Origin of the sequence: Xenorhabdus sp. IM139775, assembly GCF_028598745.1 — a bacterium.
In the GTDB taxonomy this organism is placed as follows: Bacteria; Pseudomonadota; Gammaproteobacteria; order Enterobacterales; family Enterobacteriaceae; genus Xenorhabdus.
Map to the genome: position 1 here is coordinate 1 of NZ_JAQRFK010000071.1, position 16,883 is coordinate 16,883.

Consider the following 16,883-nt stretch of genomic DNA (forward strand, 5'->3'; position numbering starts at 1 on the left):
GGATCACTAAGCGATAGGTTTCACCCGTGGCAGTATACTCGACCACTTCTGCCATACCCTCTACATGCCCGTAAAGACTATGCCCGCCATTTTCTTTGTGCATCTGGTGTGAGCGTTCAATATTGACTTCATCCCCAATGGCGAGAAACTTTAACGTGGTGGTGTCCGCCGTAAAGCCTGAAATATCAGAAGAGACGCCATCGCCGCTGAATTGGGTCACCGTCAGGCAAGTACCATCAATGGCGACACTGGCACCGATGGCCACATCATCAAAAAAATGATGATGATTGCTGATAATCAGTGTGCTAAAGCCGTTATTTTGATTCAGTGATAAGACATTTTCTTTACCTTGTACAATACCGGTATACATGATTACCCTCTCCTCGATGATGTAAATGTTTGGTGTTTAGCGATAAGCCGTTTATTCGATACAGCTTTTTCTAATAATCACATAAAATAACCCCGTTTTTAACAGGTTATATCCTTGATGGAGTCACAATGTCCACTCAACACGACAAATTTGGCCGTACTTATCGGTGGTTTTTGCTGATACTTTTAGGCATGGTCTATTTTCTGTCCACAGCAACAACCTTTACGTCATTGGGTGTTGTCCTGCCCAGTATGATTAATGAACTGGGATGGAGTTGGACAAGTGCCGGTTTAGGGTTCACACTGCTTGGCCTGACTTGCGGGCTATCCAGTTTTTTGCCAACACTGTTTATTCGCAAAGTTGGCGTCCGTTTCACCCTGTTTACCGGCCTGCTGATTTTTCTGGCGGGTTTCTACCATCTTTATCATACCTACGCGATTTCATCCTATTTTATGGGTACGGCCTTAATGGGTATCGGTTTTACTTTTCTGGCGACAGTACCCGGCACTTATGTGATTTCACGGCTATATGAAAAGCAATCCCTTGCTTTTGGTTTCTACTTTACGATCGGCGGGTTGGGCGGTGTCATTGGCCCGTGGATTTACTTTCTGGCAACCCGTGTTTGGGGCACATGGCGGATGCACTGGATGATTTCTGCCATTATTCTCTCCATTTTCGTTATCCTGACGATCATGATCCTACAGGAGGGAAAACGGGAAGTCGCCCACGCCAAAGCCGTCAATCAGGAACATAACCATCAGGATACGCCCAGCATTTATCGCACCCGACAACGCTGGACCGCACATCAAGCACTGCGGACATGGCAGTTCTATGTGATTGCCGCAACTTACACCGCATTTTTATGGTGTGGCATTACGGTCAATAGTTTTGCGGTTGCCCATATTATCGAGAACGGTTTCAGCGAAGCCATCGCCGCAGGGTTACTGAGTATCATGGCCTTTATCAATGCGTTTTCCCGATTGGCCGGTGGCGCAGTGGGGGAATGGGTCGATCCGAAGAAATTACTGATTATCAGCCTGACCGTTATTATTCTTGGCTTGATTGCACTGGGTATCGCCTCGTCGTGGCCGTTCCTGATTGCGTTTACCGTATGTGTCGGGATGGGATATGGCATGACTTTCCTCGCCTCCAGTGTCTTGCTGGCTAACTATTTTGGCCGTAAACCTTATCTGGAACTGTTTTCAGTCATGAACCTGATATCCACTCTGGCTTGTCTGGCACCTTTTTTTGCCGGTGCCATCAAGGATTATTCAGGCAGTTTCACCTCTGCGTTCCTGATTATTGCTATCCCTGTATCACTTGTTCTTGTTGTAACATTAATGATGAAACCACCGACTCATAAAATGAGAAAACAGACGGTTGAAAATACCCCACTGACCAAATAGGGTGAAAAATGAACTAAAACAACTTACAAACAAGGAAATAGTGATGTCAAAGAAAGAATTCGGTGTATTTCTGCCTATCGCTAAAGGTGGGTGGATTATCTCCAAGAACACGCCGCCCTTGGATGGATCTTATAAACAAAACCGTGAGACTGCCATTTTGGCCGATCACATTGGCCTTGATTTCATTATGTCCATGGGGAAATGGCGCGGATTTGGCACTGAAACCGATGCTTATGCTGAAACCCTTGCCCAGTTCTACCGTCAAGGTTTGGATGTGGAGGCCGTCAAAAATATGATGCGCAGTTTCGGCGTTCATCTGGATGACAAAAACGTGGATGACAAAAACAATGTGATGGTCGCCCGCGCCCAAAACGCCTTTATGACCCATACCGTCATTGGTACACCAGCCACCTGTTATAAGCAACTGGCTGATTTAATACGGACTTGTGAATTGGATGGTGTGATGTTGATTTTCCCCGATTATATACAAGGGTTAACGGTTTTTGGGGATCAGATCCTGCCCAGATTGAGAGAAGAATTTGCCTGATAATATCCAACCCGATCGCGGATAAACCTCGTTATCTTAAACGAGGTTTATCCAGCTTCTCAAAACAAGCGGGAAACTACTCCGGCAAACGCCGATATTGCCCTTGCCCCCGCAATAACCTGATCCCTAACCAGCCACCACATAAGGAAAGCAGTAAGCTGCTGATAATAGGCAGCAAAAACCACATTTGCCATTGTGGTTGCCACGGAAAATCAAAGACCTGAGTCTGTAACAACCAAAGGGCGATTTCTGCCCCCCATGCCGCCGCCAAACCCGCCATAAAACCAAGCAGGGCAAATTCACTCCATAATGTGCGACGCAAAAGTTTTTTACTCGCGCCTAATGTGCGGTATACCACCAACTCAAGTTGCCGTTGGCTCATGCCGACTTGAATTTGTGCCAATAACAGTAGTCCGCCACACACCATCACCAAAACAACCATAATTTCCAATGCCTTGCTCACTTGCTGTAAGATGCCTTGTGCTTGTTTGAGGATCGAACCAATATCCAGCATGCTGATGGTCGGGAAATGACGGTTAATTTCTGTCAGCAACCGTCCATCGCCTTCGTAGTGAAAGCTGGTTAACCACATTCTGGGCTGGTTTTCCAATGTCTCTTTGGCGAGAATAAAAATAAAGTTCGGATTGATACTTTCCCAATCGACCTGACGAATACTGCTTACCGTGGCATGAAATGTGCGGGTATCTCCGGTAAAGGTAAGCCTGTCTCCCAAATGAATTTGCAGCCGTTCAGCGACACTTTGTTCCATGGAAACTTCGTTCGGCTTTGGTGGCCAGCTTCCTGCAATCAGGGTATTAAACGGCGGTAGTTCTGTTTTCCATGTTAAGTTCAATTCACGGCGCACGGTCGTACTGTTCGGGTGTTTTTCATCTGCCCATGCAATCGCAGATTGCCCGTTCACCTCCGTCAAACGTGCCAACACCACCGGGTAAAAATCGGTAGGTTTCACCTGATAGTTAGCCAATAAATCACTGACTTGGGCAATCTGCGGTTGAGTGATGTTAATCAGGAAATAATTGGGACTGTCCGGCGGTAATTGCTGCTGCCATCGACTCAATAAATCCCCCCTTGCCATCATCAGCAAAGCCAGCAACATGAATGACAGGGAAAATGCCGCCAGTTGGGTCATGGTCTGAAACGGCCGGCACAGTAACCGATTGACCGCCAGACGCAGGCTTAACTGACGGAATGTCACTCGGCGCAGCAACCATAATCCGCCCCATCCCAATAGGGCTAAAAACAACGCGACAATCGGCACGCCCGCCAACAATGACCATAACAAAGGCTGAGTTCCGGCCAGTAATACCAATCCTCCCGTTATGATTAAAGCCACCACAGGCAAATAGTAACGCAATGGCCAGATGGACGCCGTGACATCACTTCTCAATACCCGCGAAGGTTGGGTAGCCATCAGTTGACGATAAGGGCGAACCCCTACCAGCACGGTAATGCCAAACAGGGCACCTATCGCCCATACCCACGGCCACATTCCCGCAGCCGGTAACATTTTCGGCAACATGCCCGCCAGAATTCGAATCAATGCAGATTCAAAAACCAAACCTAACATGGCACCGACCACGATGGCGGCAAGCAATATGACCAACCATTGCCCAATAATCCATTGACGCAACGCCCAACGCCCGGCTCCCAATGTTTTCAGGATAGCAATCAAGTTATGCCGGCTGCGGCAGTAATGCGCCATGGAAACGGCCATCGCAGCGACAGCAAGCAGTAATGTCAACAAGGCTGACAACAGTAAAAATTGCTGCGCACGCTCAATGGATTGCGCCATCACGCTATTATCCTGTTTCAATGTCAGCCAGCGTTGATCTGCTTTGAGTTGCGGCTCAACAAATTGCCGGAATGATTGAATGGCTTCTGGCGATCCCGCGAACATATAACGGTAAGTCAAGCGGCTGCCGGGTTGAATTGCGCCAGTGGCCTGAGCATCAGCAATATTGATTAAAATGCGGGGCGAAATCTGGAACGGACTGAAACCACTGTCCGGCTCTTGCAGCAATTCCCCGCTGATTTTCAATGTGGTATCGCCCACATCAATATTATCCCCAACCTTAACGCCCAACAGTGTCAGCAATCGCGGAGCCACCAGCACAGCCCCTTTTTCGGGTTTTAACCCGCGCGGATCGGTTTCCAGTTCTCCGTACAGGGGATAACGCTCATCGGCGGCTTTTACCTGAGCCAGTTGCGGAATATCCCCTGCATACGTCATGGTCGAAAATGCAATCTGGCGACTCAGGGTCAATCCCCGCGCTTGTGCCCTTTGCAGCCAAGTTTCATCAACGGGATATGAAGCCCTTAAGACCAGATCACCCGCCAGAAAATCACGGCTTTGATAATGTACACTTTGATCAATACGATCACTGATACGCCCCAGTGCCAGCACACAAGCCACCGCTAATGTCAGGGATAACCAAACAATCAGGAGAGAGGGTGTACGCCATTCACGCCAAAACCAGCGCCAAATCATGCTTCCTCCCGCAATTTTCCATCCACCAGACGTAAACGACGCTGACAACGCGCAGCGAGTTGACTATCGTGGGTCACCAAAATCAACGTGGTCGCGTAATCTTGATTAAGGGAAAACAGCAAGTCAGCAATGCGATCCCCCGTCTGGCGATCAAGGTTACCTGTTGGCTCATCGGCAAACAGGATTTTGGGACGGGTACAGAATGCCCGTGCCAAAGCCGCCCGCTGCTGTTCTCCGCCCGAAAGCTGGGCCGGCATATGTTTTACGCGTTTTCCCAATCCTAACTGTTCGAGTAACTCAATGGCTTGTGCACGGCTTTGGTTTTCCGATTCCCCCCGCAATAGTGCCGGAAGCTGGACATTCTCCAAGGCATTCAAGGTGGGGATCAGCATAAATGACTGAAAAACAAAACCCACATTTTCCGCCCTTAACTGCGCCCGCTGCTCTTCATTCATGCGGCTGATATTCTGCCCCAACAGGTGAACTTCCCCTTCACTGCCATCATCCAATCCGGCAATAATGCCCAGCAACGTTGATTTACCTGATCCTGATTCGCCAATTAATGCAATTGTCTCGGCTGGCTCGACAACCAACTCAATACCTTGCAATATATTAATTACCTGTTCCCCTTGACCGACATGTTTAGTGAGATGATGAACTTCAAGAATACTTTCTACAGCCATGTATTGTTCCTTTTATTATTGGTGCTATGCAGTGCAAGAGCAGCGGCAGCGGATACCCTGCTGATATTGGGCGATAGCCTCAGTGCCGGATACCGTTTGCCGGTTGAGCAGTCATGGCCTGCGCTGATGGCAAAACAGTGGCAACAAACCGGCAAAAAAACCGTGATTGTGAACGGCAGTATCAGTGGCAATACCGCCGCACAAGGCCTTGAACGTTTGCCTGAATTATTAAAACAGCACAATCCAAAATGGGTTCTGGTAGAGCTTGGGGCAAATGATGGACTGCGTGGTTTTCCCATTCAAAACATAGAACAAGATTTGCAACAGGGCATTACTTTGATCAAACAAGCCGGCGCCCAACCGTTATTAATGCAAATCCAAATTTCACCTAATTATGGAAAGCGATATACCGAATCCTTTGCCAAAATTTATCCCGCACTTGCTGAACGTAACCAAATTCCCCTGCTGCCATTTTTCATGGAGCACGTTGCTATCAAATCCGAGTGGATGCAGGATGATGGTCTTCACCCTAATCAAGCGGCACAACCCTTTATTGCTGATTGGATGTCCAACACGTTGGCGGGATATATCAACGTGCCTTAAGTAAACCTATTTCTCAATAGTAAATAATTTATTTCTATAAATTAAACAGGTTTTCATCATAGTAAGAGTTTGCAACCTTGCCCCCGTACATTGCGCGGGACAAGGTTTATCCCTATCATTTTGAAACACTCTTCAATGTAGGTGAACAGATGCAGGTGAACAGATAAAGTTATGCAGAAATCGATTTTTATTACGGGCTGTTCTAGCGGGATCGGTTTAGCCGCAGCCAAAACACTCCGACAACGTGGATATCGCGTACTTGCCGCTTGCCGCAAGCCCGCTGATTTGGCACATATGCGTGAGTTGGGGTTCGAACCCATCGAATTGGATTTAGATGATAAAGCAAGCGTTGAACACGCCGCCAAAAGAGTGATTGAATTAACCCACGGCCGTTTGTTCGGGCTGTTCAATAATGGCGGATTTGGGGTATACGGCCCATTGGAGGGCATTTCCCGTGAACAGATGGAAAAACAGTTTTCCACCAATCTCTTTGGCACTCATCAACTGACGTGCCTGCTCTTGCCGGCGCTACGCGCTTATGGGGCCGGGCGGATTGTCCAGACCAGTTCGGTGATGGGATTGATCTCAACACCGGGCCGTGGCGCATACGCTGCCAGTAAATATGCCCTTGAAGCATGGTCAGATGCCTTGCGCGGCGAATTGGCAAAGACAGACATCAAAGTCAGCCTGATAGAACCCGGCCCAATCCATACCCGTTTTACCCAGAATGTCAGTCAAACCCAGCAGGATCATCCGGTCGAGAATCCAAGTCTTGCACGCCGCTTCACGTTGATGCCTGAGGATGTTGTCTCTAAACTGATTCATGCGTTGGAAAATCCCAAACCGAAATTACGTTATTCCGTGACTTTATTAACGCATGCAGTAAAAGTGATGCGCCGCCTGCTTCCTGAAAGATGGCTTGATAGGATCGTATGCCGACAAAGCGAATAGACATTGAAAAACGGATAAACAAGTCTTATTTATTCATGTAAACACCTTACCATTCACCTTACAACGACCAGAGAGAAATCCCATGCAGCCAACAGTGAATACCAACGATACTGCCTATATCATTAACATTAATGAATCAAATATTGCTCAAGTTGTCCAGCACTCACTCTCCCAGCTTGTCGTATTCTATTTTTGGTCGCCACAAGACCTGCATTGTCATGAACTAGAAACGACGCTGGATAAAATAGCCCATGAATATGCCGGGCAGTTTACTCTGGCTAAAGTCAATTGTGACCAACTTCTCCCCCTTGCGGCACAATTTGGTGTACGCAGTTTTCCGACCGTATTGTTTGTCAAAGAAGCCCGTCCGGTGCAAGGTTTTGAAGGTATCCAGACAGATGACGCCATCAGGAAAATTTTTTCCACCCTGCTGCCCCAAGAGGAAAAATCACCGTTAGATCACGTTGACGAACTCCTCGCCGAGGGCAAAAATCAGGAAGCCTTGTTGCTACTGAAAGAAGTCCATCAAGAAAACCCCCAAGATACCGATATCACCTTATTGTTAGTCCAAGTGAACCTTTCACTCAATCATCTTGAAGACGCTCAAAAAATACTGGATACCATCCCATTGGAAGAACAGGATGAACGCTATCATATGTTACTTGAACATCTTCAGTCCCTGAAAGAAGCGGCTGATTCACCTGAGATTCGACAACTGCAACAAGCGTTGGCAACTCAGCCAGAAAATGCAGAATTAGCCGTGCAACTGGCGGCGAAATTACACGAAGTTGGCCGTCATGAAGAAGCGCTGGAATTGTTACTCAGCTTTCTGAAACAGGATCTTTCTGCTGCCGATGGCGCGGTGAAAAAGACGCTGATGGATATCCTCTCTGCACTGGGCACTGGCGATGCGCTGGCATCTAAATATCGTCGTCATGTATACTCTTTACTCTATTAAGTAAAAAGATTTATCTATTCCACCATTAACTGGATAAGGGAATTGTTATGGATTTACTCTCTTTTGGTGCTGTCCCGATTTTAATCGTTATTGCGGTAGTTATTGTCTTTACTTGTGTAAAGACCATTCCACAAGGTTATCAATGGACGGTTGAGCGCTTTGGGCGCTATACCCGTACATTAACGCCGGGCCTGCATATCATCATGCCGTTTGTTGATCGCATCGGCCGTAAAATCAATATGATGGAGCAGGTTCTGGATATTCCATCGCAGGAAGTCATTTCTCGCGATAACGCCAATGTCACCATTGATGCCGTCTGCTTTATTCAGGTTGTCGATCCCGTGCGGGCAGCCTATGAAGTCAGTAATCTGGAACTGTCGATTATCAACCTGACCATGACCAACTTCCGTACGGTACTGGGTTCAATGGAGCTGGACGAAATGCTGTCCCAGCGCGATTCCATCAACAGTCGGTTGCTGACCATCGTCGATGAAGCCACTAACCCGTGGGGCGTCAAGATCACGCGGATTGAGATCCGCGATGTGCGGCCACCCAAAGAGCTGATCTCCGCGATGAACGCTCAGATGAAAGCAGAGCGTACCAAACGGGCAGATATTCTTGAGGCAGAAGGTATCCGTCAGGCTGCCATTTTGAAAGCAGAAGGAGAGAAACAGTCGCAAATCCTGAAAGCGGAAGGTGAGCGGCAATCAGCCTTCCTGCAAGCGGAAGCCCGCGAACGTGCCGCAGAAGCAGAAGCGCGTGCCACTAAAATGGTGTCTGATGCGATTGCTGATGGCGATATGCAGGCGATTAACTACTTCGTTGCCCAGAAATATACCGATGCCCTCACCAATATTGGTGCCTCAAATAACAGCAAAGTGATTATGATGCCACTGGAAGCCAGTAATTTAATGGGCGCCATTGGGGGTATTGCTGAATTAATTGGCGAAAGTAAGAAGAGCAAACAGGATAAATAATCATGATTGAACAGATCGCCGTGCAGCCAGCCTGGTTCTGGCTCTGTTTTGGTGGCCTGCTTCTGATTGCGGAATTGCTGGGAACGGGTGGCTATCTGTTGTGGACAGGAACCGCAGCCGTCGTTGTTGCCCTGATCGCATGGGTTTTCCCCCATATGGGCTGGGAACTGCAAGGTATTCTGTTTGCTGTCCTGACCTTGCTTTCTGTCATGGCATGGCGTCACTGGTTGCGCCATCGCCCACGCCAGGCAAGTGATAAGACGCTCAATCAGAAAAATCACCAATTAGTTGGATTGCGTACCCGTTTGATCGCGGGTACCGAAAACGGTTTTGGGCGGGTTAAACTGGCCGACGGTAGCTGGCGCGTTCATTGTGACCGAGAGCTGCCAGCCAATACCGAAGTTGAGGTGATTGCCGTTGACGGGATCACATTGAAGGTGAGGCCGGCTCCCCATCAACCGTGATGCTTGCAGCAACCCGATAAATGCTCAATGATGGGGCAATCAGCCCCATCATCGCCCGGACATTCAGCCACCAATGCCAGTAATTTTTCCTTGATCTTTTGCAATTCCAACAGGGTCTTTTCTATTTCCGCCACTTTTTGCAGGGTCGCTGTTTTTACATCAGCACTGTGACGGCCGGGATTACGAAATAATCGCAACAATTCCCGACATTCCTCCAATGTAAATCCGACTTCTTTCGCCTGACGCAAGAGTATCAGTTCATCAAGGTGCTGTTGCTGGTAATAACGGTAACCATTATCTCCCCGCCCCGGCACAGTAATCAGTTGTTTTTCTTCATAAAACCGAATCGCTTTGCTGGTTAAACCAGCCTTACGGGCAATTTCGCTGATATTCATAATTTCCCCTTGACCTTCCCCTTGCAGGAAGGTTTAGCCTTAATGAAGTATATCACTCTGTATCAGGAGATAGTGTTATGTCCACAACCACCATTCTTGCACTTCAAGGCCTCACTTGTATGCATTGTGTCGGCCGGGTCAAAAAAGCGCTGGAAAACATACCCGGCGTTGAACTGACGGATGTGAATCTCAATTATGCCAAAGTTATCAGCCAAGTTTCATCGGATGAATTAATTGATGCCGTCGAACAAGCCGGATATCACGCTGAATTAGCAACAGAAGCCGATTTCCCAAAAACTGAGCCGCTGGCAACACATGTTTCACAGACTCCGGAGTCTTTGGCAGCGGCAACCTCTTCAACTCCGGTAGAAACCGCGCCTTTTAGTGACAATATCCAGCTTTTGCTGGATGGCATGAGCTGTGCAAGCTGTGTCAGCAAGGTGCAAAAAGCGCTGCAATCCGTTGATGGCGTGGAACATGCCAGAGTCAATCTGGCAGAAAGAAGCGCATTAATCACCGGTCATGCCTCACCAAACGCCTTGGTTGACGCCGTGATCAAGGCAGGTTATGGGGCGGAAGTGATTCAGGATGAAACAGAACGCCGTGAGCGCCAACAACAAGTCGCACAAGCGAATATGCGCCGCTTTCGCTGGCAATCCGCCCTTGCCTTAGTGGTCGGGGGGCCTGTGATGGTGTGGGGGATGATAGGCGACAATATGATACTGACCCCGGCAAACCACGCTATTTGGCTAACGATAGGTTTGATGACACTGGTTGTCATGATATTTGCCGGCGGGCATTTTTATCGCAATGCGTGGCAAAGCCTAAAAAATGGCAGTGCAACAATGGATACCCTCGTCGCGCTGGGAACCGGCGTGGCGTGGCTCTATTCAATCAGCGTCAATTTATGGCCAGACGTTTTTCCTCCCCAGGCCCGCCATCTTTATTATGAAGCCAGTGCGATGATCATCGGCTTGGTCAATCTCGGCCATGCGTTGGAACAACGTGCCCGTCAACGCTCTTCCAAAGCGCTTGAGCGATTATTGGATTTAACGCCGCCAACCGCGCGGGTGGTGACTCCCGCTGGCGAAAAAACTGTGCCACTGGCCGATGTTATGCCCAATATGATATTGCGCCTGACAACCGGTGATCGTGTTCCGGTTGATGGTGAAATTATTCAGGGCACCGTTTGGCTGGATGAGGCCATGCTGACCGGTGAACCCATTCCCCAGCAGAAATCAACCGGCAATACCATCCATGCCGGCACGGTGGTGCAAGATGGCACGGTACAGTTTAAAGCTAATGCAGTTGGCAGCCAGACGACATTGGCACGCATCATCAAATTAGTGCGTCAGGCACAGAGCAGTAAACCGCAAATCGGCCAATTGGCCGACAAAATATCCTCGATATTCGTGCCTGTTGTCGTTGCTGTCGCCCTCATTGCGGGAGCCATTTGGTATTTTGTCGGCCCCGCCCCACAAATCATGTATGCACTGGTTATCATGACCACCGTCTTGATTATCGCCTGTCCTTGTGCCCTTGGGCTGGCAACGCCCATGTCCATCATCTCAGGCGTTGGGCGAGCCGCTGAATTGGGTGTCTTGGTGCGTGATGCCGATGCCCTGCAACATGCCAGCCAACTGGATACGATTGTCTTCGATAAAACCGGCACCTTAACGGAAGGCATGCCGCAGGTGACAGATATCCATACCTTTAATGGTTTCACCGAAGAGCAGGTATTAATATGGGCTGCCGCATTGGAAAAGGGTTCAAATCATCCTCTGGCAAAAGCCATCTTGATGAAAGTTAAAGGGCAAGCATTACCTGAAATACAAACCTTCCGCACCCTCGCTGGTCTGGGTATTAAGGGCGAAATGGGCGACACCACGCTGTTATTGGGTAATCAAAAATTACTTGAGCAGCATCAGGTTGAGACAGCAGAATTAAAGCCATTGGTTGCGTCACAGGCAGAAAAAGGCATCACTCCCGTTATCCTGTCAGCCAACGGGAAAATCGCGGCCCTGTTTTCCATTCGCGATCCTTTGCGCCAAGATACCGTGGCTGCCCTGCAACGCTTACATCACCAAGGCTATCGTCTGGTCATGTTGACCGGGGACAACCCCAGCACTGCGAACGCGATTGCTAAAGAAGCAGGTATCGATCAAGTCATTGCTGGTGTCTTACCGGATGGCAAAGCCGCCGCCATTCAATCTCTTCAATCTGAAGGCAGGAAAGTCGCGATGGTGGGGGATGGCATTAATGATGCGCCGGCATTGGCGCAAGCGGATGTGGGTATCGCAATGGGAGGCGGCAGTGATATCGCCATAGAAACCGCAACCGTAACCCTTATGCGCCACAGCCTGCATGGCGTGGCTGATGCCGTTGAACTATCGCGAGGCACATTACGCAATATGAAACAAAACTTATTGGGGGCATTTGTCTACAATACCTTGGGCATCCCAATTGCAGCCGGTATTTTATACCCTTTCACCGGGACGCTATTAAACCCAGTGGTTGCAGGTGCCGCCATGGCATTGTCTTCAATGACGGTCGTCAGTAATGCCAACCGTTTATTGCGTTTCAAGCCTAAATCCTGACATCACATCAGGAAAATTATATACTCGTCGTACTTCAGGATGCCAACGATTGGAGTCGGCAAGATGGGAAAATTAATGTCATATTTCAGCAACCTATTGGGACGCCATTCCCAGCGGCATTACCCCTATCCTGCTTTCGACATTCATTTAAATAAAAACAAACAATTACACATTGTTGGCAGTATTCATATGGGTACAAGAAACATGTACCCACTTTCTGAAATCTTGCTGGAACAACTGGAACAAGCGGATGCGCTTATCGTCGAGGCCGATATCACTCAGGTCCATGCCCCTGTCAAGGAAGCGTTTCCTGAACCGATCGCGCTGTCACAACGTTTATCGCCCGAACATTTTGACTGTTTACAGCATTATTGCCGGGAAATTCAACATCCGGCCACCCTGTTGAATTCATTACCATCGTGGCAAATTGCATTGATATTACAGGCTGCCCAAGCCCAGTATTTGGGATTACATCCTCAATATGGTATCGATTGCCAATTACTCAACAGTGCAAAAGCCATTAATAAACCCGTCATTGAATTGGAAGGCACTGACGCACAAGTCAACCTTCTCATCAACCTGCCAAATGGCGGGCTTGCTTTGTTGGAAGATACCATCACCCATTGGCATGCCAATGCCCGCGCTTTACAGACGATGATTAGCTGGTGGATGAATTACAAACCTGAGAAACCAGATCAGGTGCTGCCGATGACTTTCTGCGAAGAGATTTATCAAACCTTAATGACAAAGCGCAACCGCCAGTGGAGTGAGCAATTAGATAATTTGCCAGCAGGAAAATATTTGGTTGCTGTCGGTGCCTTACATCTTCACGGCGAGAACAATTTGCGCCAGATGTTGGCAGAACGACACGCATAATACCCCTCATAACAACATATTCATCGTGACAGGAAAAAATATGACGCCCGCGATTGTTTTACTGGAAAAACAAAAAATTAATTTCACACTGCACCCTTATGATCATGATGTTAATGTGCATAATTTCGGTGATGAAGTCGTTAAAAAGCTGGGTTTAGATGCCAGCCAAGTTTTTAAGACGCTGTTGGTTGCATTAAATGGCGATGCTAAAAACCTTGCTGTCGCTGTTACCCCTGTTGCCGGGCAACTCGATTTGAAAAAGGTCGCCAAAGTTTTTAAGGCCAAGAAAGCAGAAATGGCCGATCCTCAACTGGCACAAAAGGTAACAGGTTATTTAGTCGGGGGCATTAGCCCGCTCGGACAAAAAAAACGGCTACCCACCGTGATTGATAGTCAGGCTCAAACTTTACCAACCCTCTTCATTTCTGGCGGCAAGCGTGGCTTGGATATTGAATTGTCCCCCACAGACTTATGCCAGCTACTTAACGGTTCGTTTGCTGATATTGCTAAGATTTGAAAATCGCTTGCAATTCCCGCCGATTTTTTTCGAGCCGGCTCTGTTTTATTTAAAACAGGGCTTTGTGATAAACAATAATGTCGATATACTTTTCTCATCTGGAAAACCTATTTTTTACTATTTCAATTAACTGATTTAAATAAAAGAGGAATAACATGCCGACCTCATCATTTTTCCGACAAATTGTTATCACTGATCCCAAAGCCATTAAGATGCTTAGGAGGGCTAATAGAAGACCGCCCAAGGAGAACTTTGAAAAAATCGATTTTGAAGCACAACAGAAAGAGGCTATAGAGATATTAAGACGAAAATTCTCACGCTAAAGAAAATATTATCCGATTTTGGTCATGAACGAACAAAAGAGTATTTACTTTCTTTCTCATGTCCAATAAATCGCGATGTAGAATCATTTCTACATGTTAAATCCATTAGATTTGAGCAAGCTGATGTAACCAGAACTTATCTTATTCTTGATGAAAATGGTTTAATTCTCGCTTATTTTTCATTAACTTTTAAGGAGTTATCAGTAAATAATTTCACCATTTCAAAAACTAAAATAAAAAAATTTAATGGTATCAGCAAAAATGCTAATACTATAAAGGTTTACTTAATCGGCCAAATAGCTAAAAACTTTTCATTAAGTGAAAACACAGTAAGATTTAAAGATATTTTCTTTTATGCAAAGAATATCATTAATATTTCAAAGACATTTATTGGAGGAAGAGTTATTGCATTAGAATGTGAAAATCACCCCCAGCTTGTAGCATTATATATGAAACATGGACTTGAGAAATTACCAACAAAAGGAGACAACCCTTAATTAATTACTATGTTATTTAATCATTAGATTATTATTCAGTTTCAACCATCCTATTTTAGATTATACATATCACACCTTACCTTTAGTAAACAAAAGACCATCTGTCTTTCAGATGGTCTTTTTATGCAGATAACTAACAACAATCTATTAAATAGGTTTTCATCATAGTGAGAGCTTGCAATCTTGTCCCGCGCGCCACACGGGACAAGGTTTACGCCTATCATTTTGAAACGCTATTTAATCTGTCGTTATTATTTATGCGAAATTTCACCTTTCGGATCATAATCAGCCACTTTCAGTGGAGAATGTTTTTCAATATATCCTTTCAATACTTCCGCATCGACAAACCCTGTATCAACGTAACCCGGCAAATTATCAACCCGTGGATAACCATCTCCTCCAATTGCGTTGAAGTTTAACGTCGCCATACGATAAGTTTTATTTGGGTCCAATGGCTTACCGTCAATTTTTACGTCGCTGATACTTTTGCCATCCTTCACAAAACTCACATTATAGAACTGCCCATAAGCGCCAGAATCCTGTTCCATATTGGCAATAGCCGTCAGATACGGCAAAACATCGCGGCCTTTGAAGTCCACGTAAACCAGTTGGTTCGCAAAGGGATGAACTTTCAGGACATCTTTGTAAGTAATATCCCCGGCTTCAATTGAGTCACGGATCCCACCACCGCTCATCACGGCAAAATCGGCATTTGTCCGTTCCATCTGGGCAGCCAATACAAGATGTGCCATATTTGTTTGAACAAAACGTACTTTACTGCGATCACCCTCTAATTTGTTATCCACCGAGCCTATTTTCACATTAAGTATCTTACTGCCCTTGTCCTGATAAGGTGTCAGCAGTTTTAGCACCTCAGGGTTTTGCTGAATTTCGTGCGTATAGTAAACACGTTCCGTGCTACCGCCTTCTTTTGTCACTTTTTTCTTTAAGTTAATGGGGATCAATTGATAATGCACCAGCTTGAATTCACCATTACGGAATTGAAAATCAGCGCGGCCTACATATTTTCCCCATTCATGGGCTTGCACAATCCATGTCCCATTTTGGCGATCGGGCGAACAAGGTGTTCCCGGAACATAATCGACTTGTTTATAGTTTTTATTCTCCGCCGACATACATACCGGATCTTGTGAATGACCACCGACAATCATATTCAAATAACCCGCAGGCAAACTGCGTGCCATTTCAACATCTCCCGGCGCATTCGAGCCATGGTGTCCATCGTCATAGTGCCCCATATGCGTCGCGGCAATAATCACATCCGGCTTTTCATTCTTTTTCAGATCTTCAATAACTTTTTTGGCTTCTTCGGCAGGAACGCGGAATTCAACATCTGGAAAATTAGCGGGATTACCGACTTTCGCAGTATCATCCGTTGTCAGTCCGAGCACGGCGATTTTCACGCCTTGCTCATCAAAAATGACATAGGGCTTAAATAAACGCTTGCCTGTACTGGTTTGATAAATGTTGGCAGATAGAAATGGGAAATTTGCCCATTTTTGTTGCTGGTGCAGTACATTTAAAGGCTTATCAAACTCATGGTTCCCTAATGCCATTGCGTCATACCCGACAAGATTCATGCCCTTAAAATCGGGTTCAGCATCTTGCATATCAGATTCCGGCACGCCAGTGTTAATGTCACCACCCGACAATAACAATACGCTCCCCCCTTTCTTAGCAACTTCCTGACGAATGGAGTCAACGACTGTTTTTTGGGCGGCTAAACCATACTCACCATGATCGTTATGCCAGAAGTGACCGTGGTGATCGTTAGTATGCAGAATTGTAATGTCATAGGTTTTATCTTTTTCCCAAGCGTTGGCAATGAACGGTGCCAATGACAGAGAAACAGCCAAGGCACATATTGACGCATTAAACGATAATTTCATGGGGTATCTCCATGTTCTTTAAAAAATTCTATGGTTATATGACTGGGATGCCACATTTTGCCGATCAGGATTATATAGTTGTGTCATTAAATAATACCTTCTCTTACCTTTTTGAGGTTGCGGTCAAATTATATAGGGATAAATAAAAATTTTGTTAATTATCTGGGATGTATTATGGTGTGAAAATTAGACAAAAATTCAACAGGCCGACAAAATTTTCTCCGACAAACTATCTATGTTGATAATGTCATTGATAACTACATGGGTAAGTCAATAACGATGAGTGAAAAAAATGAGTGA

14 protein-coding genes and 1 pseudogene are annotated in these 16,883 nt (G+C 46.5%); 10 read left to right on the forward strand and 5 right to left on the reverse strand.

The window, feature by feature from the left end:
- Window positions 1-370: pseudogene (locus tag PSI17_RS13630) on the reverse strand (riboflavin synthase); the annotation flags it as partial.
- 128 nt (window positions 371-498) lie between these two features.
- Here PSI17_RS13630 and PSI17_RS13635 point away from each other — a divergent pair.
- Together PSI17_RS13635 and PSI17_RS13640 are read left to right on the forward strand one after the other, a co-directional pair.
- Entirely contained in the window at window positions 499-1,776 is a 1,278-nt protein-coding gene (locus PSI17_RS13635; RefSeq protein ID WP_273552489.1) for an MFS transporter, read from the forward strand.
- A gap of 43 nt (window positions 1,777-1,819) precedes the next feature.
- Entirely contained in the window at window positions 1,820-2,323 is a 504-nt protein-coding gene (locus PSI17_RS13640) for a hypothetical protein (RefSeq protein WP_273552490.1), read from the forward strand.
- A 76-nt stretch (window positions 2,324-2,399) separates the two neighbouring features.
- Here the strand turns inward: PSI17_RS13640 and ybbP are convergent, their stop codons facing one another.
- Both ybbP and ybbA read right to left on the reverse strand, forming a co-directional pair.
- Window positions 2,400-4,832, reverse strand: a complete 2,433-nt coding sequence (gene ybbP, locus PSI17_RS13645) for a putative ABC transporter permease subunit YbbP (protein ID WP_273552491.1) — start codon at window positions 4,830-4,832, stop codon at window positions 2,400-2,402.
- A complete protein-coding gene (gene ybbA / locus PSI17_RS13650) occupies window positions 4,829-5,515 on the reverse strand; it encodes a putative ABC transporter ATP-binding protein YbbA (RefSeq protein WP_273552492.1) in 687 nt (228 codons plus the stop codon). The genes ybbP and ybbA overlap by 4 nt, the downstream gene beginning before the upstream one ends.
- On the opposite strand from ybbA, the gene tesA reads away from it, so the two are divergent.
- The 5 genes from tesA (at window position 5,486) to PSI17_RS13675 (ending at window position 9,468) form a co-directional block, all read left to right on the forward strand.
- On the forward strand, window positions 5,486-6,118 hold the full coding sequence (gene tesA, locus PSI17_RS13655) for a multifunctional acyl-CoA thioesterase I/protease I/lysophospholipase L1 (protein ID WP_273552493.1): 633 nt from the start codon (window positions 5,486-5,488) through the stop codon (window positions 6,116-6,118). The genes ybbA and tesA overlap by 30 nt on opposite strands.
- A gap of 171 nt (window positions 6,119-6,289) precedes the next feature.
- Window positions 6,290-7,069, forward strand: coding sequence for an SDR family oxidoreductase (locus PSI17_RS13660; RefSeq protein ID WP_273552494.1), 780 nt, complete (start codon window positions 6,290-6,292; stop codon window positions 7,067-7,069).
- A gap of 82 nt (window positions 7,070-7,151) precedes the next feature.
- Window positions 7,152-8,027, forward strand: a complete 876-nt coding sequence (locus tag PSI17_RS13665; RefSeq protein ID WP_273552495.1) for a co-chaperone YbbN — start codon at window positions 7,152-7,154, stop codon at window positions 8,025-8,027.
- Window positions 8,028-8,074: 47 nt separating this feature from the next.
- On the forward strand, window positions 8,075-9,004 hold the full coding sequence (locus PSI17_RS13670) for an SPFH domain-containing protein (RefSeq protein ID WP_273552496.1): 930 nt from the start codon (window positions 8,075-8,077) through the stop codon (window positions 9,002-9,004).
- A gap of 2 nt (window positions 9,005-9,006) precedes the next feature.
- Window positions 9,007-9,468, forward strand: a complete 462-nt coding sequence (locus tag PSI17_RS13675; RefSeq protein WP_273552497.1) for an NfeD family protein — start codon at window positions 9,007-9,009, stop codon at window positions 9,466-9,468.
- Here PSI17_RS13675 and cueR read toward each other — a convergent pair.
- Window positions 9,459-9,863, reverse strand: coding sequence for a Cu(I)-responsive transcriptional regulator (gene cueR / locus PSI17_RS13680; RefSeq protein WP_273552498.1), 405 nt, complete (start codon window positions 9,861-9,863; stop codon window positions 9,459-9,461). The two genes, PSI17_RS13675 and cueR, sit on opposite strands and share 10 nt — an antisense overlap.
- 77 nt (window positions 9,864-9,940) lie before the next feature.
- On the opposite strand from cueR, the gene copA reads away from it, so the two are divergent.
- The 3 genes from copA (at window position 9,941) to ybaK (ending at window position 13,853) form a co-directional block, all read left to right on the forward strand.
- Complete coding sequence (gene copA / locus PSI17_RS13685) at window positions 9,941-12,460, forward strand: copper-exporting P-type ATPase CopA (protein ID WP_273552499.1); 2,520 nt, start codon at window positions 9,941-9,943, stop codon at window positions 12,458-12,460.
- 63 nt (window positions 12,461-12,523) lie between these two features.
- Window positions 12,524-13,336 carry a TraB/GumN family protein gene (locus PSI17_RS13690; RefSeq protein WP_273552500.1) on the forward strand — a complete coding sequence of 271 codons (813 nt, stop codon included), beginning with the start codon at window positions 12,524-12,526 and terminating at the stop codon, window positions 13,334-13,336.
- Window positions 13,337-13,376: 40 nt separating this feature from the next.
- Window positions 13,377-13,853 (forward strand): Cys-tRNA(Pro)/Cys-tRNA(Cys) deacylase YbaK, encoded by a 477-nt coding sequence (gene ybaK / locus PSI17_RS13695; protein WP_273552501.1) that lies wholly within the window; start codon window positions 13,377-13,379, stop codon window positions 13,851-13,853.
- 1,071 nt (window positions 13,854-14,924) lie between these two features.
- Here ybaK and ushA read toward each other — a convergent pair.
- Complete coding sequence (ushA, locus tag PSI17_RS13700; RefSeq protein WP_273552502.1) at window positions 14,925-16,583, reverse strand: bifunctional UDP-sugar hydrolase/5'-nucleotidase UshA; 1,659 nt, start codon at window positions 16,581-16,583, stop codon at window positions 14,925-14,927.
- Window positions 16,584-16,883 lie beyond the last annotated feature (300 nt).